Genomic DNA, 20,045 nt, shown 5'->3' with positions numbered 1-20,045 from the left:
TTGCACCGAAGCGACATTGTGCAACCGTGAAGGGAAAAAGGCTGTTAAATCGGCGATACAGCCATTCTCGCGCCCAACGGGCAGAAAAACATCCGACGAAGCGACCGATGTTTTACGTCACAGTAGTTTCACAATGCCATGCTAGCTCGGGTATTGTGCCGCTCCCCCCCTCTATATACTAGTGGGCTGTGCGGCTGCCTTGACTCGCCTGTCCAGCTGCGCCACCCCCGATCCGGGTCGCTTTGAGCGGAATCCTGAAATGAGCCAACAGTTTCAACACGATGTTCTGGTAATTGGCAGCGGCGCTGCCGGCTTGAGCCTTGCGCTGACCTTGCCCGGTCATTTGCGCATTGCTGTTCTGAGCAAGGGCAACCTCGCCAATGGCTCGACTTTCTGGGCCCAGGGCGGCGTTGCGGCCGTGCTGGATGACACCGACACCGTTGAATCCCATGTCGATGACACACTCAATGCCGGCGGCGGCCTGTGCCATGAGGACGCCGTGCGCTTCACCGTCGAGCACAGCAGGGAAGCGATTCAATGGCTGATCGACCAGGGCGTGCCCTTTACCCGCGATGAACAGTCGAGTACCGAAGATGGCGGGTTCGAGTTCCACCTGACCCGCGAGGGCGGTCACAGCCATCGGCGCATCATCCACGCCGCCGATGCCACCGGCGCTGCCATTTTCACCACCCTGCTCGACCAGGCCAGGAAACGACCGAACATCGAACTGCTGGAACAGCGGGTTGCGGTTGACCTGATTACCGAGAAACGCTTGGGACTCGAAGGTGATCGCTGCCTCGGCGCCTATGTGCTCAATCGCGGCACCGGCGAAGTCGACACCTACGGCGCGCGCTTTGTGATCCTCGCCTCCGGTGGTGCGGCCAAGGTTTACCTGTACACCAGTAACCCTGACGGCGCCTGCGGCGATGGCATTGCCATGGCCTGGCGCTCGGGCTGCCGGGTGGCGAACCTGGAGTTCAACCAGTTCCACCCTACTTGCCTGTATCACCCGCAAGCCAAGAGCTTCCTGGTTACCGAAGCCCTGCGAGGCGAAGGTGCCCACCTGAAGCTGCCCAACGGCGAGCGCTTCATGCAGCGCTTCGATCCTCGGGCCGAGTTGGCGCCACGGGATATCGTCGCCCGGGCCATCGACCATGAAATGAAGCGCCTGGGTATCGATTGCGTCTATCTGGACATCAGCCACAAGCCCGAAGTCTTCATCAAGACGCACTTCCCGACGGTGTACGAACGCTGCCTGGAATTTTCCATCGACATCACCAAACAACCGATTCCGGTGGTCCCGGCGGCGCACTACACCTGCGGCGGCGTGATGGTCGATCAACAGGGCCGCACCGATGTGCCGGGGCTGTACGCCATTGGCGAAACCAGTTTCACCGGCCTGCACGGCGCCAACCGCATGGCCAGCAACTCGCTGCTGGAATGTTTCGTCTACGCCCGCTCGGCGGCAGCGGACATTCTCGAACAGCTGCCCCTGATTCCGATGCCAGCCCCCCTTCCCGCCTGGGATGCAAGCCAGGTCACCGATTCCGATGAAGACGTGATCATTGCGCACAACTGGGATGAACTGCGCAGATTCATGTGGGACTACGTTGGCATCGTGCGCACCAACAAGCGCCTGCAACGGGCGCAACACCGCGTGCAACTGTTGCTGGATGAAATCGACGAGTTCTATAGCAACTACAAGGTCAGCCGGGATTTGATCGAGCTGCGCAACCTGGCCCAAGTGGCCGAGCTGATGATTCTGTCAGCCATGGAGCGCAAGGAAAGCCGTGGTCTGCATTACACCCTCGACTACCCGAACATGTTGCCGGTCGCGCTGGACACTATTCTGGTGCCGCCCACCTACGTCGGCTGAATTTGAGCCGGACCCGCAGGCGTCGGTGCACATCCGCTGCCTGCGCATCCCGGGGCACGCAAATGGCCCGGACCCGGCGCTCGCCACGTAGTCGAAAACGCAGTACCACCACCAGCGGCAGCGCCAGGCTATCCGGCCTCAATTGCACGGGCTGCCAACCCTTGGCCCAACTCCACAACTGCCAGCCATCGGCATCGCGCCGCAAGCCGCAAAAGGCCTGCGGGTGGGTCAGCAGGATTTGCCGGGGTAACAACCAGACTCCGTGAGCCACGCACAGCACGACGCCGAGCGCGCTGGCCCAGACCGGAATTGACAGTAAAAACAAAGAACCCAACGCGAACAGCTGGGCCAGAAGATACGCCGCCAGCAACTGCCGTGAGGCACGCCAGCGGCATTCGAACCCATTACTTGGGCTGGACACGATCCAGGATCATGCGAACCATGCGTTGCAGCTCAGGATCTTCCGATTCGCTGCGTTCCATGAACCAGCCGAACATGTCCTGATCTTCGCATTCGAGCAACCTGACGTAGCAGGCGCGATCAACCTCGTTGAGGTGCCGATAAACCTCTTTCACAAACGGCACCAGCAACACGTCAAGCTCAAGCATGCCGCGGCGGCTGTGCCAGTAGAGGCGGTTCAGTTCAACATCTTCGACCATGGAGCGCTCCTCAAATAGGCCGCAAGTATACAGGCCCGCGCCCCGTCGAACAGTCGGCTTTGGTCGGGCGCCGATGATCCTTTGTGAACTACCCATTTCGAAGGCGCCCCCTTATGATGTCCACCAGACTTTTTACTCTGCGATGACCCATGGCCGACTCTGCTTTTTTCTGCACCCTTTCTCATGAAGGTGTTCTCGCGGTCCGCGGCGCGGACGCCAGCAAATTCCTGCAAGGCCAACTGACCTGCAACCTCAACAACCTGAGCGATTCCCGGGCCAGCCTCGGTGCCCGCTGCACGCAAAAAGGCCGGATGCAATCGAGTTTCCGCATCCTGCTCGAAGGGGACGGCGTGGTCTTGGCCATGGCCACCGAATTGCTCGAACCGCAATTGGCGGACCTGAAAAAATACGCGGTGTTTTCCAAGTCGAAACTGACCGACGAAAGTGCCGTCTGGGTCCGCTTCGGCGTTGAGCATGGCGATACTGCACTGGCCAGCCTCGGGCTGGACCTGCCGGCAGAAACCGACAGCGTCGTGCGCAACGATGGGCTGATCGCCATCCGTGTCTCGCCAGAACGCGCCGAACTGTGGGTCGCCGCCGGTCAAGCCGATGCGGTCAAAGGCAAACTGTCAGCGGTGCTGAGCGAAGGCGATCTGAATCAATGGCTGCTGGGCCAGGTCCGTGCAGGGATCGGCCAGGTCATGCCCGGCACCCGAGAGCTGTTCATCCCGCAGATGCTCAACCTGCAAGCGGTCGGTGGTGTGAGTTTCAAGAAAGGTTGCTACACCGGGCAGGAAATCGTCGCGCGGATGCAGTACCTGGGCAAACTCAAGCGCCGCCTGTATCGCCTGCAACTGGCTGCCAGCGAACTGCCTGAACCGGGTACCCCGCTGTTTTCCCCAACCCACGGCAACTCCATCGGCGAAGTGGTGCTGGCTGCCCGCGCCGAACAAGACATTGAACTCCTGGCGGTGTTGCAAGCCGAAGCAGCAGACAGTGGGGACATCCACCTGGGCGCGCTCGAAGGGCCGTCCTTGCAGCTGCTCGACCTGCCTTATGAACTGGACCGCGATCGCGAAATCCAGCAATAACGGCAACACTTGGCGCGACACCCAGGGGGCGTTCTCAATTAGTTTTCACGCCGCGCCGGGCCTGCTGTTGTGCAGGGCAAGGCGCGAGAAGCGTGGTTGGGTCATTCCAAATAAGCTTCGAGCAACGCAGCCCTGCACAACAGCAGGCCCGGCCCTTCGGGTTGTGCCTTAAAGCGGGCCAGGCTGCGTTGCAGGCCTTGGAAAGGGAACAACCATTCCCAGCGGCCTGCGCCTTGCCTGGCCCGCTTTAAGGCGACAACGCGACGGGAAAACTAATTGAGAACGCCCCCTAGAGAGACTAAATGAGCGAGCTGGCGGAAAAGGTCCAAAAGGATTTGGTTGAGGCCATCAATAACGATGACCTGGTTCTGCCAACGTTACCGGAAGTGGCCCTGCAGATTCGCAAGGCCGCGGAAAACCCGGAAGTCAGTGTCAGTACCCTGAGCAAAGTGATCGGCCGTGATGCCGCGTTGTCAGCACGCCTGATCAAAGTGGTCAACAGTCCACTGTTGCGCGCGACCCAGGAAGTGACCGATCTGCATACCGCGATCACCCGCCTGGGCATCAACTACAGCTGTAATCTGGCGATCGGCCTGGTCATGGAGCAGATTTTCCATGCCCGCTCCGACGTGGTGGAACAGAAGATGCGCGATGTCTGGCGTAGAAGCCTGGAAATCGCCGGCGTCAGCTACGCCCTGTGCCGCAGCTACACCCGACTCAAGCCCGATCAGGCGGCCCTTGGCGGGCTGGTGCACCAGATCGGCGTGTTGCCGATCCTGACCTACGCCGAAGATCATTATGAGCTGCTGTCCGACCCGGTCAGCCTCAACCATGTGATCGACCAGATTCATCCGCTGATCGGCGAAAAACTGCTCAAGGTCTGGGAATTTCCCGACATGCTGGTGCAAGTGCCGCAGCTATACCTGAACTTCAAGCGCCAATCTGCGCAGGTCGACTATGTGGATCTGGTGCAGGTGGCCAGCCTGTATTGCCTGCAAGACACCGACCACCCGCTCGCCCGTGCCGATGCGTTGAATGTACCGGCCTACAAGGCACTCGGAATCGACTTTGACGACAAAGCGATGTGCGCCGATCTGGAAGAAACACGGTCGATGTTTTACTGATCTTTGTTGCGAGGGGGCTTGCCCCCTCGCAACAGTGGGAATATTCATTCTCCCGCAACAAAACTCACCCGCACCTTCAACCCCGCATGCTCACCGTCATGCAGGCTGATCTGCGCCAGATGCGCGCGGCAAATCTCACCGACAATCGCCAGACCCAATCCGGAACCGGCCACTTGCTGATTGCGTCGGTAAAAGCGCTCGAACACCCGATCGCGTTCTTCAAGAGGTATGCCGGGGCCATCATCTTCGACTTCCAGCACGGCGGGCGCCGAGACCCGCAGAATCACGTTGCCACCCGGCGGCGTGTGAGCCAGTGCGTTATCCACCAGATTGCTCAGCAGTTCGTTCAATAACGTCGGTTCACCCCGCAGCCAGACCGGTTCATCCGCCTCCAGCGCCAGCGCGATACCACGCTTGTGGGCCAACGGCGCCATGGCCATGCCCAGTTCCCGAGCCAATTGACTCAGGTCGAGTAACTGCGCGCCACCCTCGGCAATCGCCCGGGCGCCATTTTCGACCCGTGCCAGGGAAAGCAACTGATTGGCCAGATGGGTCAAGCGATCAGTGCCCTGGGCGGCGGTCTCCAGCGTGCTGCGCCAGGTATCGGGCTCGGCCGAGCGCATGCCCAGTTCCAGTCGCGCCTTGAGCGCCGCCAGCGGCGTGCGCAGTTCGTGGGCGGCATCGGCGATGAATTGCGCCTGCTTCTCGAACTGCCCGCGCAAGCGCTCGGTAAAGTGATTGAGGGCGCGCACCAGCGGCCACAATTCGCGCTGCACTTCCACCAGCGGCAAGGGCCGCAGATCGTCCGGCTGGCGCTCTTCCACCGCCGTGCGCAAGCGCTCCAGCGGGCGCAACGCGGCACTCACCGCGAACCACACCAACATCAACGCCCCACCCGCCAGCATACCCAGTCGCAGCAAAGTATCTGTCGCCAGGCTGCGGGCCATGCTGACGCGCGCTTCATCGGTTTCCGCCACGCGAATTTCCGCCATGCCGTTCATGTTCGGCTCGCTCACGGGTTTGAGCAGGCTCACCACGCGCACGTTCTGCCCGCGGTATTGGGCGTTGTAGAAACGTGCCAGCGCCGGATAGTCATCGGTGCGCGGCGTTCCCGGCGGCGGCGCGGGCAGGTTTTCGTAACCGGAAATCAGCTTCTGATTGATGTCGTTGACCAGGTAGAAAATTCGCCCGGCACTGTCGTAGGCAAAAGTATCGAGAGCCACGTAGGGCACGTCGGCACTCAGGGTGCCGTCGCGCTGGGAGACGCCGGCGGCGATGGTTCTCGCCGAGGCCAGCAGGGTCCGGTCATAGGCCGTGTCGGCGGCTTCGCGCCCGTTCCAGTAGGCGCTCAAACCACTGGCCAGCATCAACACCACCAGCAACAGCGCCAGGTTCCACAGCAACCGCCAGCGCAGGCTGCTGGGCTTATGCATCGCGGCTTTCCAGCAAATAACCGAGGCCGCGGAAGGTCACGATGGCGACCGGCTGGCCGTCGAGTTTCTTGCGCAGGCGGTGCACGTAGATTTCGATGGCATCGGGGCTGGCTTCTTCGTCGAGGCCGAATACTTGAGAAGCCAGTTGTTCCTTGCTCATCACCCGACCGGGGCGTGCGATCAGGGCTTCGAGTACGGCCTGTTCGCGGGAGGTCAGGGTCAGCAATTCTTCGCCGAGGGTGAAACGCCGGGTTTCCAGGTCATAGGCCAGCACACCGCAACGCTGAATGCGTTCACCGCCCAGCACACTGCGGCGCAACAAGGCTTTGACCCGGGCTTCGAGTTCGGCCAGCTCAAATGGCTTGGCCAGGTAGTCGTCGGCGCCGAGGTTCAGGCCGTGGACCCGATCCTTGACGTCGCTGCGGGCGGTCAGCATCAACACCGGCAGGTTCTTGCCCCGCGCCCGCAAACGCGCCAGCACTTCGAAACCATCCATGCGCGGCAAGCCGACGTCGAGGATCGCCATGGCGTATTCCTCGCTGCCCAGCGCCAGGTCGGCTGCCACGCCATCGTGCAGAACGTCCACGGTCAGCCCGGTGCTCTTGAGCGCCTGGGCGACACTTTCGGCGAGCTGCAAATGGTCTTCGACGAGCAGAACACGCATGGATCTTTACCTCATTGCGGGATGGTCGACGCCATTCTCTGGCGCGAAGTTTACAGCCGCAACCGCCGCTGTGAAGCCCGAAAACCGTGAAAGTCAGCTGAAAGGTTAGCGAAAGGTTAGCCCGTTACAGTCCAGCCACGGACAGTTTCGACTGCCGTCGCTGCAGCCACACAGCGATACGAAAAACGCCTCGAAGCGTTTTCGACAAATAAGAACAATAAACGGAGTAAGTCATCCATGCAGTCCCTGCAGACCCAGGCTATCGCGCCTGCCCGCCTCTCCCGTTTCAGCCACACTGCGCTTGCCAGCGCTGCCGCCCTTGCCGGCTTTTCACCCTTGAGCCAGGCCGCATTCTTCGAAGACAGTTCGGCCACTTTCGAAACCCGCAACATGTACTTCAATCGCGATTATCGCGACGGTACCAGTGCCCAACAGTCCAAGCGTGACGAGTGGGCCCAGGGTTTCATGCTCAATCTGAAATCAGGCTACACCGATGGCACCGTGGGGTTCGGTGTCGATGCGCTGGGCATGTTGGGGGTCAAGCTCGATTCGAGCCCGGACCGTACCGGTACTGGCCTGCTGCCGACCGACGATGGGCGCGCCGTCGACGAATACTCCAAGCTCGGCCTGACCGGCAAAGTGAAGATCTCCGCCAGCGAGCTGAAGATCGGCACCCTGATTCCGGAACTGCCGATCCTCAAGCCCAACGACGGGCGCATCCTGCCGCAGACCTTTGAAGGCGGCATGCTGACCTCCAAGGAGATCAAGAACCTGACCTTTACCGGCGGTCGCCTGGATAAAGCCAAAGACCGCGACAGCACCGACTTCGAGGACATTGCCCTCAACAACAAGAACGGCCGTTTCGCTGGCACCGTGGCCGGCAAGCACTTTGATTTTGGCGGCCTGGACTACAAGCTCACCGACAAGATCACCGGCAGCTACCACTTCGCGCAACTCGATGAAGTCTACAACCAGCATTTCCTCGGCTTGATCGCCTCGCAGCCATTCGGCCCCGGCACCTTTGGCACCGACCTGCGGTTTGCCATCAGTGACGACCAGGGCGAGGCCCGTGGCGGCAAGATCGACAACAAGTCCCTCAACGGTCTGGTGAGTTACGCCTTGAGCGGGCACAAGCTCAGCGCGGGCTACCAGCACATGTCCGGCGACAGCGCGTTCCCGTATGTGGATGGCAGCGACCCGTACCTGGTGAACTTCGTGCAGATCAACGACTTTGCCGGGGCCGAAGAGCGCTCCTGGCAAGCCCGTTATGACTTCGACTTCGTCACCCTCGGCGTCCCCGGCCTGACCTTCATGAGCCGTTACGTAAGCGGTGACAACATCAAGCTCAAGAACGGAGACGAAGGCAAAGAATGGGAACGCAACTCCGAGATTAAATATGTTGTACAAAGCGGCGCACTCAAGGATGTCGCCGTGCGCCTGCGCAATGCCACCTACCGTTCCAACTACTCCGCTCGCGATGCCGATGAAGTGCGTCTGCTGGTGAGCTATAGCGTTGCCCTTTGGTAATTCAGTACGTCAATAACAACAACTCCCAAGGAGACTTGAATGAACCTGTCAATGCGTAAACTAGCCCTCGCCGCCAGCGTCCTGCTGTTCACCGGCCAAGCGCTTGCCGAACCCAAACGTCCGGAATGCATCGCCCCGGCCTCGCCCGGCGGTGGTTTCGACCTGACCTGCAAACTGGCGCAAAGCGCGCTGGTCAACGAAAAACTGCTGACCAAACCGATGCGCGTGACCTACATGCCCGGCGGTGTCGGCGCGGTGGCGTACAACGCGGTGGTCGCCCAGCGTCCGGCCGATGCTGGCACCCTGGTGGCCTGGTCCAGTGGTTCGCTGTTGAACCTGGCCCAAGGCAAGTTCGGTCGTTTCGATGAAACCAACGTGCGCTGGCTGGCCGCCGTTGGCACCAGCTATGGCGCCATCGCGGTGAAAAGCGATTCGCCCTACAAGACCCTCGACGACCTCGTTCAGGCACTGAAGAAAGATCCGAGCAAAGTGGTGATCGGTTCCGGCGGCACCGTCGGCAGCCAGGACTGGATGCAAACCGCGCTGATCGCCAAGGCCGCCGGGATCAACCCGCGTGACCTGCGTTACGTTGCCCTCGAAGGTGGCGGCGAAATTGCCACCGCCCTGCTCGGCGGCCACATCCAGGTCGGCAGCACCGACATCTCCGACTCCATGCCACACATCCTCAGCGGCGACATGCGCCTGCTGGCGGTGTTCTCCGACAAGCGTCTGGACGAACCGGAAATGAAGGACATTCCGACAGCCCGCGAACAAGGCTATGACATCGTCTGGCCGGTGGTACGCGGCTTCTACCTCGGGCCAAAAGTCAGCGACGAAGACTATGCCTGGTGGAAGGCGGCCTTCGACAAACTGCTGGCTTCCGAAGACTTCGCCAAGTTGCGCGATCAGCGCGAGCTCTTCCCGTTCGCCATGACCGGCCCGGAGCTGGACACCTACGTGAAGAAGCAGGTTGCGGACTACAAAGTGCTGGCCAAAGAGTTCGGCCTGATCCAGTGATCGCCTCTGTCTAGCGGCTGCGGCTCCGTTTGGCGGAGTCGCGGCACAGGAGTTCCCCATGCTCTTACAACGCATTTTTGCTTCGGTGCTGTTGCTGGTCTGCCTCGGCCTCGCGCTGATGGCGTGGCCGTACCAAGCGGCTTTTTCCTACGAACCGGTGGGGCCTCGGGCCTTTCCATTGCTGATGCTCGGCCTGATGGGCTCAGCACTGTTGTACATGGTGTTCCGTCCGGCACCGATCAAGCACAGTGCTGACGAGCCGCCGCTGGATCGCGAAACCCTGACCAAGATCGGCATCTGCGTGGTGCTGTTGCTGGTGTTCGCCGGCACTTTCGAACCCCTGGGTTTCATCGTTGCCAGCATCCTGATCGGCGTGCCCATGGCCCGTCTCTATGGCGGCCGCTGGGTACCGAGCATCGTGATCATCAGTCTGATGGCCGTCGGCCTCTACCTGCTGTTCGACAAGTTGATGGACGTGCCGCTGCCGCTTGGCGTGCTCGACGTTCTGGAGAACTGATATGGATACTCTTGGCTATTTGGGTCAGGGTTTCGGCGTCGCGCTGAGCCCGTACAATCTGGTGACCGCACTGTGCGGCACCCTGATCGGCACCGTGGTCGGCCTGTTGCCGGGCCTGGGGCCGATCAACGGCGTGGCGTTGCTGATCCCGATCGCATTCGCCCTCGGCCTGCCGCCGGAGTCGGCACTGATCCTGCTGGCGGCGGTGTACCTGGGATGCGAATACGGCGGCCGGATCAGCTCGATCTTACTGAACATTCCGGGCGAAGCGTCCACCGTGATGACCACCCTCGACGGTTACCCGATGGCCCGCAAAGGCCTGGCTGGTGTAGCGCTGTCGCTATCGGCATGGAGCTCGTTCATCGGTGCGTTTATCGCTACCTGCGGCATGGTGCTGTTCGCCCCGCTGCTGGCGAAATGGGCGATTGCCTTCGGCCCGGCGGAATATTTCGTACTGATGGTGTTTGCGATTGTCTGCCTCGGCGGCATGGCCGGTGACCGTCCGCTGAAGACGTTCATCGCGGCGCTGATCGGTCTGTTCCTGTCGACCGTCGGCATCGACGCCAACAGCGGTGTGTACCGTTTCACCGGGGACAACATCCACCTGACCGACGGCATTCAGTTCGTCGTGCTGGTACTGGGCCTGTTCTCCATCAGCGAAATCCTGCTGCTGCTGGAAAAAACCCACCACGGCCAGGAAGCGGTGAAAGCCACCGGCCGGATGATGTTCAACTTCAAGGAAGCGGCGTCGGTGTTCGTGGTGAACATCCGTTGCGGCGTGCTGGGTTTCATCATGGGCGTGTTGCCGGGTGCCGGTGCGACCCTGGCCAGTGCCGTGGCCTACATGACCGAAAAACGCATCGCCGGTGCCAAGGGTACTTTCGGCCAAGGCGACATGCGCGGCCTCGCGGCGCCGGAAACCGCCATCGGTGGCGCAGCTTGCGGTGCGCTGGTGCCGATGCTGACCCTCGGCGTTCCAGGTTCCGGCACCACGGCGGTGATGATCGGCGCACTGTCGCTGTACAACATCACTCCGGGCCCGCTGCTGTTCCAACAGCAACCGGACATCGTCTGGGGCCTGATCGCTTCGTTGTTCATTGCCAACGTGATGCTGGTGATCCTCAACATCCCGATGATCCGCATCTTTACCCGCATCCTCGCCGTGCCGAACTGGGCACTGGTGCCGGTGATCGCGATCATTACCGGGATTGGTGTCTACGCGGTGCACGCGACAACGTTCGACCTGTTCCTGATGATCGGCATTGGCATCTTCGGTTATATCCTGCGCAAGCTGGACTTCCCGCTGTCGCCGGTATTGCTGGGCTTCATCCTCGGTGGCCTGATGGAACAGAACCTGCGCCGCGCCCTGTCGATTTCCAACGGTGCGCTGGAAATCCTCTGGTCGAGCCCGATCACCTTCGGTTGCTGGGTGCTGACGGCGATCATGCTGCTGATGCCGCTTATCCGTATCTGGCGCAAACGTTCGGCCGCGCAACGCGTTATCGCCGATGTCTGATCGGTCCCCCTTCAAACTCTGGTGGGGAACCCCGCTGGTCGGCCTGCTTGGCGGTTTCCTCGCCAGCCAGGTCGGCTGGCCTTTGCCGTGGATGGTCGGCTCGTTGCTGGCGATCATCCTCGTGCGCTGCCTGACACCCTGGCAATTGGCCGAAATCCCTGGCGGCCGCAAGTGCGGCCAGTGGATCGTCGGTATCGGTATCGGCCTGCATTTCACCCCGCTGGTGATGGAGCAGGTACTCAGTCATTTCGGTCTGATCTTCTTCGGTGCGTTGGTCACCAGCCTGTCGGCGGTCGTCGGCGTGTGGCTGATGCGCCGCACCGGTGAAGATCGCGCCACGGCGTTCTTTTCCAGCATGCCCGGTGGTTCCGGGGAGATGGTCAACCTCGGCGCCCGCAATGGCGCGGTGCTCAGCCGTGTGGCGGCGGGGCAGAGTTTGCGGGTGTTGGTGGTCGTGCTGTGCGTACCGGCAGCCTTCAAGTATTTGTTGGGCGACGGTGCGCCGATTTCCCACGTCGGCAGCATCGATTGGCGCTGGCTGGCAGTGTTGTTTCCCGCTGGCGCATTGGCGGCCTGGATCTGGGAACGCCTGCGTCAACCCAACCCCTGGCTGTTCGGGCCATTGCTGGTCAGCGCGGCAGTCAGCATCGGCTGGGATCTGCACATCGGATTGCCCAATGGCGGTAGCCAGATCGGCCAATGGTTGATCGGTAGCGGTCTGGGCTGTCACTTCAACCGGCAGTTTTTCCGGCGTGCGCCATCGTTCATGGGGCGCACCTTGATCGGCACGGTGTTGACCATGCTGATTGCGACTGCAGCGGCCTTGGGTTTGAGTGCGCTGACCCATCTGGATCTGCGTTCATTGACTTTGGGCATGATGCCCGGCGGTATTGCCGAGATGAGCCTGACGGCGGAAACCCTGCAACTGTCGGTGCCGCTGGTGACGGCGATGCAGGTGATGCGCTTGTTGTTTGTGCTGTTTCTGGCGGAGCCGTTGTTCAAGTATTGGAATCGACAACCGGAAGAACCAGAAATTTAACTCCACCTGTGGCGAGGGAGCTTGCTCCCGCTCGGCTGCGCAGCAGTCGTAAAGCCTATGTGCACGGTGTGTCAGAAGAAATCAGGTTGCAGAATTTGGGGCTGCTTCGCAGCCCAGCGGGAGCAAGCTCCCTCGCCACAAAAGCTCAACCAATTCCCATCAAACCGGAGGCAACCGCCACTCGATCGGCGTCTCGCCATTCTGCTCCAGAAACTTGTTGGTGCGGCTGAAGTGCCCGCAACCGAGGAAGCCGCGATAGGCCGACAGCGGTGACGGGTGCACCGAGGTCAACACCAGGTGCTTGGTGGCATCGATCAGCTTCTGCTTGCTCTGGGCATGGGCGCCCCACAGCATGAAAACCAGGTGCGGTTGCTGTTGGCTGACCACTTCAATGACTCGATCGGTGAAAAACTGCCAACCCTTGTCCTTGTGCGCATTGGCGTTGGCGCGCTCGACGGTCATGGTGGTGTTGAGCATCAGCACGCCCTGATCGGCCCAGCTCTGCAGGTAGCCATGGTTGGGGATGTCGATGTTCAGGTCGCGCTTGAGTTCTTTGTAAATGTTCACCAGCGACGGCGGTGCCGGCACGCCCGGTTGCACCGAGAAGCACAAGCCATGGGCCTGGCCCGGGCCGTGATAAGGGTCCTGACCGAGGATCACCACCTTGACCTTGTCCAGCGGCGTGGAATTGAGCGCGTTGAAAATCATCGGCCCCGGCGGATAGATCTCCTTGCCGGCCGCCCGCTCCTGTTGCAGGAAGTTTCGCAACTCTGCCATGTAGGGCTGGTCGAATTCGGCACGCAGTGCCTCCTTCCAGCTCGGTTCGAGTTTGATACGGTCTTCAGCAGTCATGGTTACATCCGGCAAAAACAATGGGGCGAACCCTAGGAAAGCGCATCACGCTTGTCAATTGATCTGACGCAGATCCGGCACTTTCCCACACAGCGATCATACTTAACCCTCAAATTCCCGATCGAGGTCACGATGAATCTGCACTTCGAAGAACTCACCGGCACCGACGGCGCGCGCATCGGCATCGCCAGCCTGGATGCCGAAAAATCCCTGAACGCCCTGTCCCTGCCAATGATCAACGCCCTGCGCGACCGCCTGGAGGCCTGGGCCAAGGACCCGCAAATCGTCTGCGTGCTGTTGCGCGGCAACGGCGCCAAGGCCTTTTGCGCCGGCGGCGAAGTGCGCAGCCTGGTGGAGGCCTGTCGCGTCCATCCGGGCGAAGTACCGCCACTGGCTGCGCAGTTTTTTGCGGCGGAATATCGCCTGGACTTCAAACTTCACACCTACCCGAAACCGCTGATCTGCTGGGGCCACGGCTATGTGCTTGGCGGGGGCATGGGACTGTTGCAAGGGGCAAGCATCCGCATCGTCACGCCGAGCAGCCGCTTGGCCATGCCCGAGATCAGCATCGGCCTGTACCCGGACGTCGGCGCCAGTTGGTTTCTGTCGCGCCTGCCCGGCAAGCTCGGGTTGTTCCTGGGCCTGACCGGTGCGCACATGAACGGCCGCGATGCCATCGACCTGGACCTGGCCGATCGTTTCCTGCTCGATGAGCAGCAGCCGGAATTGATCGAAGGCCTGTTGCAATTGAACTGGCAGGAACAGACACCGATGCAACTCAATAGCCTGCTCAAGGCCCTGCAGCAGGAAGCCGTAGCGCAGATGCCCGAAGCCCAGTGGCTGCCGCGCCGACAGCAGATCGACGAGCTGCTGGACGTCAGCGAGGTGCGTTGCGCCTGGAAGGCCATCAGCGCCTTGCGCGATCACCGCGATCTGTTGCTGAACCGCGCCGCCAGGACCATGACCGAAGGCGCGCCGCTGACCGCTCATCTAGTGTGGGAGCAGATCATCCGTGCCCGGCACCTGTCGCTGGCCGAAGTCTTCCAGATGGAATACACCCTGAGCCTCAACTGCTGTCGTCATCCGGAATTCAGTGAAGGCGTACGTGCGCGGTTGATCGACAAGGATCAGAAGCCTCGCTGGCACTGGCCGGATATCAATAACGTGCCGGACGCGGTGGTAGAAGCGCATTTTCACAAGGCGTGGGAAGGTCGGCATCCGCTGGCGGATTTGTCCGAGTACTAAAGTCCGGGCATAAAAATTGTGGGAGCGAGCCTGCTCGCTCCCACAGGCTTTGTATTTGACTGAATGATTAGCGGTGGTTACCCCGCCAGTTGTGATCGCCACGTCCGCCGCGATGGTTGCGCCCGTCGTGATCGCGATTGTCATTGTTCCAGCCCCCGCGGTTACGGCCGTCCCAGCCATGGTTCTGATGCATCCGGTAATCGCCCCGATATGGCTGGTAGTAACGCGGAGCAGGCTGGTAATAGCGAGGTTGATACATCCGCGGCTGCGAGTAATAGCGCGGTGTCGGCTGGTAATACCGCGCTGGCGGCATGTAATACCGAGGCTGCGGTGTGTAATAACCATTGGAATAGTAGGAACTCCCCCCGGCGTAATGGGTTGGCGCCGGCGAGGTATAGACCTCGGAACTGTAGTAACTACCTCCTTCGTCGTAGTAAGGCACGCACCCACCAAGGGACAATCCCAACACGGCTAGCAGAAGAATTCGGCGATACATAGCGGCCTCCTGGACCGCGGGTAAGCCACGCCAGCGACGCTGGCAGGCGACAGTCAAATGTTCGGTGACTGTCGAAATATCAGACACCGAATTCGGATTCTGGTGCGCTCTTGAAACAAGTAGAAACATCTGGCTGATGAAAGGTTTTTCATCCATTCACGCCCTGATTAACGGTGGCCACCGTGAAATCCACCGCCATGATATCCACCTCCGTAATGCCCCCCGCCGTGATAGCCATGGCCCCCGTAGTTACCGTGCCCACCGTAGTAATAGGAGCGATAACCACCGTAATAACGTGGGCCGTAGTAACCGTAGTAATAGGGCGAGTAGTAGCCGGGGTAGTAATAAGGTGCCCCATAGACGTCCGCTGGATAGTCGTAGTAGTAGCAGCCAGACAATCCAAAACCGAGCACTGCACCGAGCAACAATCGACGCAACATGGCGGCCTCCGTAAAGACCTGTGACAGCAGTCGGCACAGACCGGCTGACATCTGTTTTGACTGGTAAATTTCTGCCAAGTGCGACGTCGCATCCACCTTCGGATCAGCGGCGGATACGTTCCAATGCGGTGCACCAGCGCACCATCACAAGGCAGTGCGCATTTCCAATCAACACCGTCGACCTCCCTGTTCCCCACGCTAGAGCGCTCGGATCAACTTGGCACGCCTCTCGCTTTAGAAAAACCGTGCAGGAGTCATCACAGGTTCGCGGCACCACAATTTGCAATGGCTGACTAGGGTTCCGGCTCGCAATCGCGAGTGACTGGTCCGAGAGTTGGCGACCTCCAGTTGAGGTTACACGGCGGGACAAAAGCCCGGGAGACAAGCCACCGTTAGCGGTGCCGCTGCCTTCCTGTCCGTCCTTGATCAACTGGAGAACCACCATGTCCCAGCTTCGTTTACCCGCCCTGCTCGCCGCTGCGTTCGCCGCCCTCGTGAGCTTCTCGTCCCAGGCTGCCCAGAAAGACCACTTCAGCGTGTGCTGGACGATCTACGCCGGCTGGATGCCGTGGGAATACGCCGGCAGCCAGGGCATCGTCGACAAATGGGCGAAGAAATACGGCATCAAGATCGACGTGGTGCAGCTCAATGACTACGTCGAATCCATCAACCAATACACCGCCGGCCAGTTCGACGGCTGCACCATGACCAACATGGACGCGCTGACCATTCCGGCCGCTGGCGGCGTCGACAGCACCGCGCTGATCGTCAGCGACTTCTCCAACGGCAACGACGGCATCGTGCTCAAGGGCGAAGGCAGGAAAGTCGCCGACCTCAAGGGCATGGACGTCAACCTGGTGGAGCTCTCTGTCTCCCACTACCTGCTGGCCCGGGCCCTGGATACGGTGGACCTCACCGAGAAAGACCTGAAAGTGGTCAACACCTCCGACGCCGACATCTCCGCCGCCTTCAACACCGATCAGGTCAACGCCGTTACCACCTGGAACCCGATGCTCTCGGACATCAAGGCCAAGCCTGCGGTGACCGAGGTGTTCAACTCCAGCCAGATCCCCGGCGAAATCATGGACATGATGGTGGTCAACTCCCAGACCCTCAAAGACAACCCGGCCCTGGGCAAGGCACTGACCGGCGCCTGGTTTGAAGTGGTTGAGTTGATGAACGCCAGGAACGCTGCGAGCAAGGCCGCGCTGGAACACATGGCCAAGGCCTCGGGCACTGACCTGGCGGGTTTCCAGGCGCAACTGGACACCACCAAATTATTCGCCACGCCCAAGGAAGCCCTGGCGTTCAGCACCAGCAAGCAACTGCCGGAAACCATGCGCAAGGTCGCCGAGTTCTCGTTCCAGCACGGTTTGCTGGGTGAAGGCGCCAAGGACACCAGCGCGGTCGGCATGGCTTTCGCCAACGGCGTGACCAGCGGCGACAAGGGCAACCTCATGCTGCGCTTCGACCCGAGTTACGTGCAGATGGCCGCCGACGCCAAGCTGTAATCAGGAGAACTGGCCATGCGCCTGATCAACCGTCACCCGGACCGCCCGAGTCGCCTGCTGTTGGTGATCCTGCCGTTCGCCCTGGTGCTGTTCGCCTACTTCACGGGCTCGGCCGAGCGACTGGCGGACAACCCCAACGACAAGCTGCTGCCCAGTGCCGTGCAGATGACCGATGCGGTGAAACGCCTGGCGTTCGTGGCCGACAGCCGCACCGGTGAATACCTGCTCTGGCAGGACACGGCGTCCAGCCTGCAACGTCTGGCCATTGGCCTGGGCATCAGCGCCCTGGCCGGGCTGTGCCTGGGCATCGCCGCCGGTACCCTGCCGCTGTTCGGTGCGCCGTTGTCACCCTTGCTGACCGTGCTGTCGATGGTGCCACCGCTGGCGATCCTGCCAATCCTGTTCATCGTCTTCGGTTTGGGTGAGTTGTCGAAAGTGATGCTGATCGTGATCGGCATTACTCCGGCGCTGGCCCGGGACCTGGAACAGCGCGCCCGGGAAATCCCCGTGGAACTGCTGATCAAGGCCCAGACCCTCGGCGCTTCCACTTGGACATTGATGCTGCGGGTAGTGCTGCCGCAACTGCTGCCACGGTTGTTGATCTCGCTGCGACTGATGCTCGGCTCGGCATGGCTGTTCCTGATTGCCGCCGAAGCCATCGCCTCCACCGACGGCCTCGGCTACCGGATTTTCCTGGTGCGCCGCTACCTGGCGATGGACGTGATTTTGCCCTACGTGGTGTGGATCACCCTGCTCGCCTGGCTGATGGATTGGGGCCTCAAGTACCTTACCCGCCGTGCTTTTCCCTGGTATGAAGGGGCCGCCAAATGAGCTTCATCACCGTTAAGAACGTCTGGCAGCAATACGCCGATCAAGTGGTGCTCGAAGGCCTCAACCTGAACGTCAACGAAGGTGAGTTCTGCACCCTCGTGGGTGCCTCCGGTTGCGGTAAATCGACCTTCCTACGCCTGCTGCTCGGCCAGGAACAAGCCAGTCGCGGCGAGATCCTGCTCGACGGCCAGCCCTTGGCCGCAGAGCCGGACGCCAGCCGTGGCGTGGTATTCCAGCGCTACTCGGTGTTCCCCCATCTGAGCGTACTGGACAACGTCGCTCTCGGCCTTGAACTGCCCCGTTCGCGTTTGCTTGGACGCCTGTTTGGCAGCGCCAAAAAAGAGGCTCGCGAACAGGCTTCGGTGCTGCTGCACAAAGTCGGCCTCGGCCACTCGCTGGACAAGTACCCGGCGCAGCTCTCCGGCGGCATGCAACAACGGCTGGCCATTGCCCAGGCGCTGATCATGAAGCCGCGGGTGTTGCTGCTCGACGAACCGTTCGGCGCTCTCGACCCGGGCATCCGCAAAGACATGCACGCCTTGCTCCTGGCGTTGTGGCGCGAGACCCGACTGACGGTGTTCATGGTCACCCATGACCTGTCCGAAGGCTTCAGCCTCGGCACCCGCCTGCTGGTGTTCGACAAGGTCCGCCTCGACCCGCATGCACCTGGCCGCTATGGCGCACGCATCACCTACGACATCCCTTTGAACAGCGACCGCCGCACCCACCGTGCCGCCGTCGACGCCCTGCCAGTGCAACTGGCGGGCTCACTTCGAACCGCTTGAGAGGGTTTTGCCCATGACTGATTCGACCCAATTGTTCCCGCCCTTCGCCGAGGAAATGCTCCCCGGCGGCGGCCATCGCTCCTTCGTGCTCAAACGCGGCCAATTGTTGCGCCTGACCGACCTGCGTGGCGGCGCCAATGTCAGCCTGACGTTGCTCAATGCCAATGAAAAAACCGAACGCCTGAACCTGCCCGACAGCCTCAAATGCCAACACACCGCCAAGCTCACCGCCGGCCACTGCTTGTACTCGGACATGGGCCGCGTACTGGCCGCCATCACCGCCGACACTTGCGGCTGGAGCGACAGCCTCGGCGGTGTGCTCTGCGCAGAAGAAGTGGCGCAAAAGTACGGCGCGGGCCGCTATCAGGAACTGCGCAACGGCTTCTTCCGCAACGGTACCGACAACCTGTTGGTGGAGCTGGGCAAGTGGGGGCTGGGCCTGTCCGACCTGCTGATGACCCTCAACCTGTTCAGCCGCGTGAACGTCGATGAGGCCGGGCATTTCCATTTCGTCGAGGGCAACTCCAAGGTTGGCGACTACATCGAGTTGTACGCGCCGATGGACACCCTGGTGGTGCTCACCGCCCTGCAGCACCCGATGGACCCGGCGCCGGAGTACGCACCGAAACCGCTGAAGCTCAGCTGGATGAACGCCGACGCCAGCGTCGCCGAACACTGCCGCACCTCGCGCCCGGAGAACGAGCGCGGCTTCATCAACACCGACCGTTTGTTTGCCTGAGGATCGCTGCCATGTCACTCGCTATCGCTACCGTTCACAAGCAACCGGACACCGCGATCTACCGCGCCACCATCCCCGCCGGCGAACCCTGGCTGATGGAGGTCAAGGCCGGCCAGACCCTGCGCATCCTCGACCTTGAGGGCAATCAGGCCGTCGACACCTTGTTCTACAGCGTTGCCAACCCCAAGGAGCGCTACGACGTGCAACGCACATTGCGCCGGCAGAACAGCGTGTACCTGAGTACCGGCAGCGTGCTGTATTCCAACCTCGGCAAGCCGATGCTGACCATCGTCGCCGACACTTGCGGGCGTCACGACACCCTGGGCGGCGCCTGTGCGCAAGAAAGCAACACCGTGCGCTACGCCCTGGAAAAACGCTACATGCACAGCTGCCGCGACAACTACCTGCGCGCCTGTGTTCACGATGGCCGCCTGGGCAAGGGCGACATCGGGCCGAACATCAACTTCTTCATGAACGTGCCGGTCACCGCTGACGGCGGCCTGACCTTCGAAGACGGCATCTCGGCACCGGGCAAGTACGTCGACCTGCGGGCCGAAATGGACGTGATCGTGCTGATCTCCAACTGCCCGCAATTGAACAACCCCTGCAACGCCTACAACCCCACTCCTGCGGAGCTGCTGGTATGGAACTGAAACTTTCGCGGTTGCGGCGTTGGTTGTTTG

At 61.2% G+C, this 20,045-nt stretch carries 21 protein-coding genes and 1 riboswitch; of the genes, 14 read left to right on the top strand and 7 right to left on the bottom strand.

What is annotated here, in order from left to right:
• The first annotated feature begins 259 nt into the window (after positions 1 to 259).
• On the top strand, positions 260 to 1,876 hold the full coding sequence (nadB, locus tag AC3ITY_RS06800) for an L-aspartate oxidase (RefSeq protein ID WP_489308213.1): 1,617 nt from the start codon (positions 260 to 262) through the stop codon (positions 1,874 to 1,876).
• On the opposite strand, the gene AC3ITY_RS06795 is transcribed toward nadB, so the two are convergent.
• A complete protein-coding gene (locus AC3ITY_RS06795; protein ID WP_489308212.1) occupies positions 1,845 to 2,297 on the bottom strand; it encodes a protein YgfX in 453 nt (150 codons plus the stop codon). The two genes, nadB and AC3ITY_RS06795, sit on opposite strands and share 32 nt — an antisense overlap.
• The gene (locus AC3ITY_RS06790) at positions 2,281 to 2,535 is read right to left on the bottom strand and encodes an FAD assembly factor SdhE (RefSeq protein WP_057716026.1); all 255 of its coding nucleotides are present in this window, start codon (positions 2,533 to 2,535) and stop codon (positions 2,281 to 2,283) included. The genes AC3ITY_RS06795 and AC3ITY_RS06790 overlap by 17 nt, the downstream gene beginning before the upstream one ends.
• 149 nt (positions 2,536 to 2,684) lie before the next feature.
• Between AC3ITY_RS06790 and ygfZ the strand changes: the two genes are divergently transcribed.
• Positions 2,685 to 3,626: a CAF17-like 4Fe-4S cluster assembly/insertion protein YgfZ gene (gene ygfZ / locus AC3ITY_RS06785; RefSeq protein WP_489308211.1), complete on the top strand. Its 942-nt coding sequence runs from the start codon at positions 2,685 to 2,687 to the stop codon at positions 3,624 to 3,626.
• Positions 3,627 to 3,928: 302 nt separating this feature from the next.
• Positions 3,929 to 4,750, top strand: a complete 822-nt coding sequence (locus AC3ITY_RS06780) for an HDOD domain-containing protein (RefSeq protein ID WP_489308210.1) — start codon at positions 3,929 to 3,931, stop codon at positions 4,748 to 4,750.
• A gap of 44 nt (positions 4,751 to 4,794) precedes the next feature.
• Here the strand turns inward: AC3ITY_RS06780 and AC3ITY_RS06775 are convergent, their stop codons facing one another.
• Together AC3ITY_RS06775 and AC3ITY_RS06770 are read right to left on the bottom strand one after the other, a co-directional pair.
• Positions 4,795 to 6,183, bottom strand: a complete 1,389-nt coding sequence (locus AC3ITY_RS06775) for a sensor histidine kinase N-terminal domain-containing protein (RefSeq protein WP_489308209.1) — start codon at positions 6,181 to 6,183, stop codon at positions 4,795 to 4,797.
• On the bottom strand, positions 6,176 to 6,847 hold the full coding sequence (locus AC3ITY_RS06770) for a response regulator (RefSeq protein WP_489308208.1): 672 nt from the start codon (positions 6,845 to 6,847) through the stop codon (positions 6,176 to 6,178). The genes AC3ITY_RS06775 and AC3ITY_RS06770 overlap by 8 nt, the downstream gene beginning before the upstream one ends.
• Before the next feature lie 237 nt (positions 6,848 to 7,084).
• On the opposite strand from AC3ITY_RS06770, the gene AC3ITY_RS06765 reads away from it, so the two are divergent.
• The 5 genes from AC3ITY_RS06765 to AC3ITY_RS06745 are packed head-to-tail and all read left to right on the top strand — an operon-like array spanning position 7,085 to position 12,463.
• Entirely contained in the window at positions 7,085 to 8,374 is a 1,290-nt protein-coding gene (locus tag AC3ITY_RS06765; RefSeq protein ID WP_489308207.1) for an OprD family porin, read from the top strand.
• 39 nt (positions 8,375 to 8,413) lie between these two features.
• Complete coding sequence (locus AC3ITY_RS06760; RefSeq protein ID WP_489308206.1) at positions 8,414 to 9,391, top strand: Bug family tripartite tricarboxylate transporter substrate binding protein; 978 nt, start codon at positions 8,414 to 8,416, stop codon at positions 9,389 to 9,391.
• A gap of 58 nt (positions 9,392 to 9,449) precedes the next feature.
• Complete coding sequence (locus AC3ITY_RS06755; RefSeq protein WP_046041541.1) at positions 9,450 to 9,908, top strand: tripartite tricarboxylate transporter TctB family protein; 459 nt, start codon at positions 9,450 to 9,452, stop codon at positions 9,906 to 9,908.
• Between the two features lies 1 nt (position 9,909).
• Positions 9,910 to 11,424, top strand: coding sequence for a tripartite tricarboxylate transporter permease (locus AC3ITY_RS06750; RefSeq protein ID WP_046041540.1), 1,515 nt, complete (start codon positions 9,910 to 9,912; stop codon positions 11,422 to 11,424).
• Positions 11,417 to 12,463 (top strand): AbrB family transcriptional regulator, encoded by a 1,047-nt coding sequence (locus AC3ITY_RS06745; protein ID WP_489308205.1) that lies wholly within the window; start codon positions 11,417 to 11,419, stop codon positions 12,461 to 12,463. Before AC3ITY_RS06750 ends, AC3ITY_RS06745 begins: the two co-directional genes overlap by 8 nt.
• Positions 12,464 to 12,622: 159 nt before the next feature.
• Here the strand turns inward: AC3ITY_RS06745 and ung are convergent, their stop codons facing one another.
• Positions 12,623 to 13,315, bottom strand: a complete 693-nt coding sequence (gene ung / locus AC3ITY_RS06740) for a uracil-DNA glycosylase (RefSeq protein WP_489308204.1) — start codon at positions 13,313 to 13,315, stop codon at positions 12,623 to 12,625.
• 132 nt (positions 13,316 to 13,447) lie between these two features.
• Here ung and AC3ITY_RS06735 point away from each other — a divergent pair, with 132 nt between their 5' ends.
• Complete coding sequence (locus tag AC3ITY_RS06735; RefSeq protein WP_489308203.1) at positions 13,448 to 14,560, top strand: enoyl-CoA hydratase/isomerase family protein; 1,113 nt, start codon at positions 13,448 to 13,450, stop codon at positions 14,558 to 14,560.
• Between the two features lie 67 nt (positions 14,561 to 14,627).
• Here AC3ITY_RS06735 and AC3ITY_RS06730 read toward each other — a convergent pair whose 3' ends face one another.
• Positions 14,628 to 15,056 (bottom strand): hypothetical protein, encoded by a 429-nt coding sequence (locus AC3ITY_RS06730; protein WP_489308202.1) that lies wholly within the window; start codon positions 15,054 to 15,056, stop codon positions 14,628 to 14,630.
• A gap of 167 nt (positions 15,057 to 15,223) precedes the next feature.
• The gene (locus tag AC3ITY_RS06725) at positions 15,224 to 15,496 is read right to left on the bottom strand and encodes a hypothetical protein (protein ID WP_489308201.1); all 273 of its coding nucleotides are present in this window, start codon (positions 15,494 to 15,496) and stop codon (positions 15,224 to 15,226) included.
• Between the two features lie 282 nt (positions 15,497 to 15,778).
• Positions 15,779 to 15,879, top strand: a riboswitch (guanidine-I (ykkC/yxkD leader).
• Between the two features lie 60 nt (positions 15,880 to 15,939).
• Here AC3ITY_RS06725 and AC3ITY_RS06720 point away from each other — a divergent pair.
• The 5 genes from AC3ITY_RS06720 to AC3ITY_RS06700 are packed head-to-tail and all read left to right on the top strand — an operon-like array spanning position 15,940 to position 20,015.
• Positions 15,940 to 17,007: a putative urea ABC transporter substrate-binding protein gene (locus AC3ITY_RS06720; RefSeq protein ID WP_489308200.1), complete on the top strand. Its 1,068-nt coding sequence runs from the start codon at positions 15,940 to 15,942 to the stop codon at positions 17,005 to 17,007.
• A 15-nt stretch (positions 17,008 to 17,022) separates the two neighbouring features.
• Positions 17,023 to 17,838: an ABC transporter permease gene (locus AC3ITY_RS06715; protein ID WP_489308199.1), complete on the top strand. Its 816-nt coding sequence runs from the start codon at positions 17,023 to 17,025 to the stop codon at positions 17,836 to 17,838.
• The gene (locus AC3ITY_RS06710; RefSeq protein WP_489308198.1) at positions 17,835 to 18,623 is read left to right on the top strand and encodes an ABC transporter ATP-binding protein; all 789 of its coding nucleotides are present in this window, start codon (positions 17,835 to 17,837) and stop codon (positions 18,621 to 18,623) included. Before AC3ITY_RS06715 ends, AC3ITY_RS06710 begins: the two co-directional genes overlap by 4 nt.
• Positions 18,624 to 18,636: 13 nt before the next feature.
• Positions 18,637 to 19,362, top strand: a complete 726-nt coding sequence (locus AC3ITY_RS06705) for an urea amidolyase associated protein UAAP1 (protein ID WP_489308197.1) — start codon at positions 18,637 to 18,639, stop codon at positions 19,360 to 19,362.
• Positions 19,363 to 19,373: 11 nt separating this feature from the next.
• Positions 19,374 to 20,015, top strand: coding sequence for an urea amidolyase associated protein UAAP2 (locus tag AC3ITY_RS06700; protein ID WP_489308196.1), 642 nt, complete (start codon positions 19,374 to 19,376; stop codon positions 20,013 to 20,015).
• Positions 20,016 to 20,045: the final 30 nt, after the last annotated feature.

The organism is Pseudomonas sp. GL_091 (genome assembly GCF_057837725.1).
The sequence above is the reverse complement of the archived record's forward strand: the minus strand, read 5'-3'. Positions and strand labels throughout refer to the sequence as shown.

Excerpts from the sequence above, each read along its gene's own strand:
- AC3ITY_RS06745 (WP_489308205.1), top strand. The coding sequence starts at position 11,417 with ATGTCTGATCGGTCCCCCTTCAAACTCTGGTGGGGAACCCCGCTGGTC.
- AC3ITY_RS06750 (WP_046041540.1), top strand. The coding sequence starts at position 9,910 with ATGGATACTCTTGGCTATTTGGGTCAGGGTTTCGGCGTCGCGCTGAGC.
- AC3ITY_RS06710 (WP_489308198.1), top strand. The coding sequence starts at position 17,835 with ATGAGCTTCATCACCGTTAAGAACGTCTGGCAGCAATACGCCGATCAA.
- AC3ITY_RS06765 (WP_489308207.1), top strand. The coding sequence starts at position 7,085 with ATGCAGTCCCTGCAGACCCAGGCTATCGCGCCTGCCCGCCTCTCCCGT.
- AC3ITY_RS06760 (WP_489308206.1), top strand. The coding sequence starts at position 8,414 with ATGAACCTGTCAATGCGTAAACTAGCCCTCGCCGCCAGCGTCCTGCTG.
- AC3ITY_RS06715 (WP_489308199.1), top strand. The coding sequence starts at position 17,023 with ATGCGCCTGATCAACCGTCACCCGGACCGCCCGAGTCGCCTGCTGTTG.
- AC3ITY_RS06700 (WP_489308196.1), top strand. The coding sequence starts at position 19,374 with ATGTCACTCGCTATCGCTACCGTTCACAAGCAACCGGACACCGCGATC.
- AC3ITY_RS06705 (WP_489308197.1), top strand. The coding sequence starts at position 18,637 with ATGACTGATTCGACCCAATTGTTCCCGCCCTTCGCCGAGGAAATGCTC.
- AC3ITY_RS06775 (WP_489308209.1), bottom strand. The coding sequence starts at position 6,183 with ATGCATAAGCCCAGCAGCCTGCGCTGGCGGTTGCTGTGGAACCTGGCG.
- AC3ITY_RS06720 (WP_489308200.1), top strand. The coding sequence starts at position 15,940 with ATGTCCCAGCTTCGTTTACCCGCCCTGCTCGCCGCTGCGTTCGCCGCC.
- nadB (WP_489308213.1), top strand. The coding sequence starts at position 260 with ATGAGCCAACAGTTTCAACACGATGTTCTGGTAATTGGCAGCGGCGCT.
- AC3ITY_RS06755 (WP_046041541.1), top strand. The coding sequence starts at position 9,450 with ATGCTCTTACAACGCATTTTTGCTTCGGTGCTGTTGCTGGTCTGCCTC.
- AC3ITY_RS06725 (WP_489308201.1), bottom strand. The coding sequence starts at position 15,496 with ATGTTGCGTCGATTGTTGCTCGGTGCAGTGCTCGGTTTTGGATTGTCT.
- AC3ITY_RS06780 (WP_489308210.1), top strand. The coding sequence starts at position 3,929 with ATGAGCGAGCTGGCGGAAAAGGTCCAAAAGGATTTGGTTGAGGCCATC.
- AC3ITY_RS06790 (WP_057716026.1), bottom strand. The coding sequence starts at position 2,535 with ATGGTCGAAGATGTTGAACTGAACCGCCTCTACTGGCACAGCCGCCGC.
- AC3ITY_RS06730 (WP_489308202.1), bottom strand. The coding sequence starts at position 15,056 with ATGTATCGCCGAATTCTTCTGCTAGCCGTGTTGGGATTGTCCCTTGGT.
- AC3ITY_RS06735 (WP_489308203.1), top strand. The coding sequence starts at position 13,448 with ATGAATCTGCACTTCGAAGAACTCACCGGCACCGACGGCGCGCGCATC.
- AC3ITY_RS06770 (WP_489308208.1), bottom strand. The coding sequence starts at position 6,847 with ATGCGTGTTCTGCTCGTCGAAGACCATTTGCAGCTCGCCGAAAGTGTC.
- ygfZ (WP_489308211.1), top strand. The coding sequence starts at position 2,685 with ATGGCCGACTCTGCTTTTTTCTGCACCCTTTCTCATGAAGGTGTTCTC.
- ung (WP_489308204.1), bottom strand. The coding sequence starts at position 13,315 with ATGACTGCTGAAGACCGTATCAAACTCGAACCGAGCTGGAAGGAGGCA.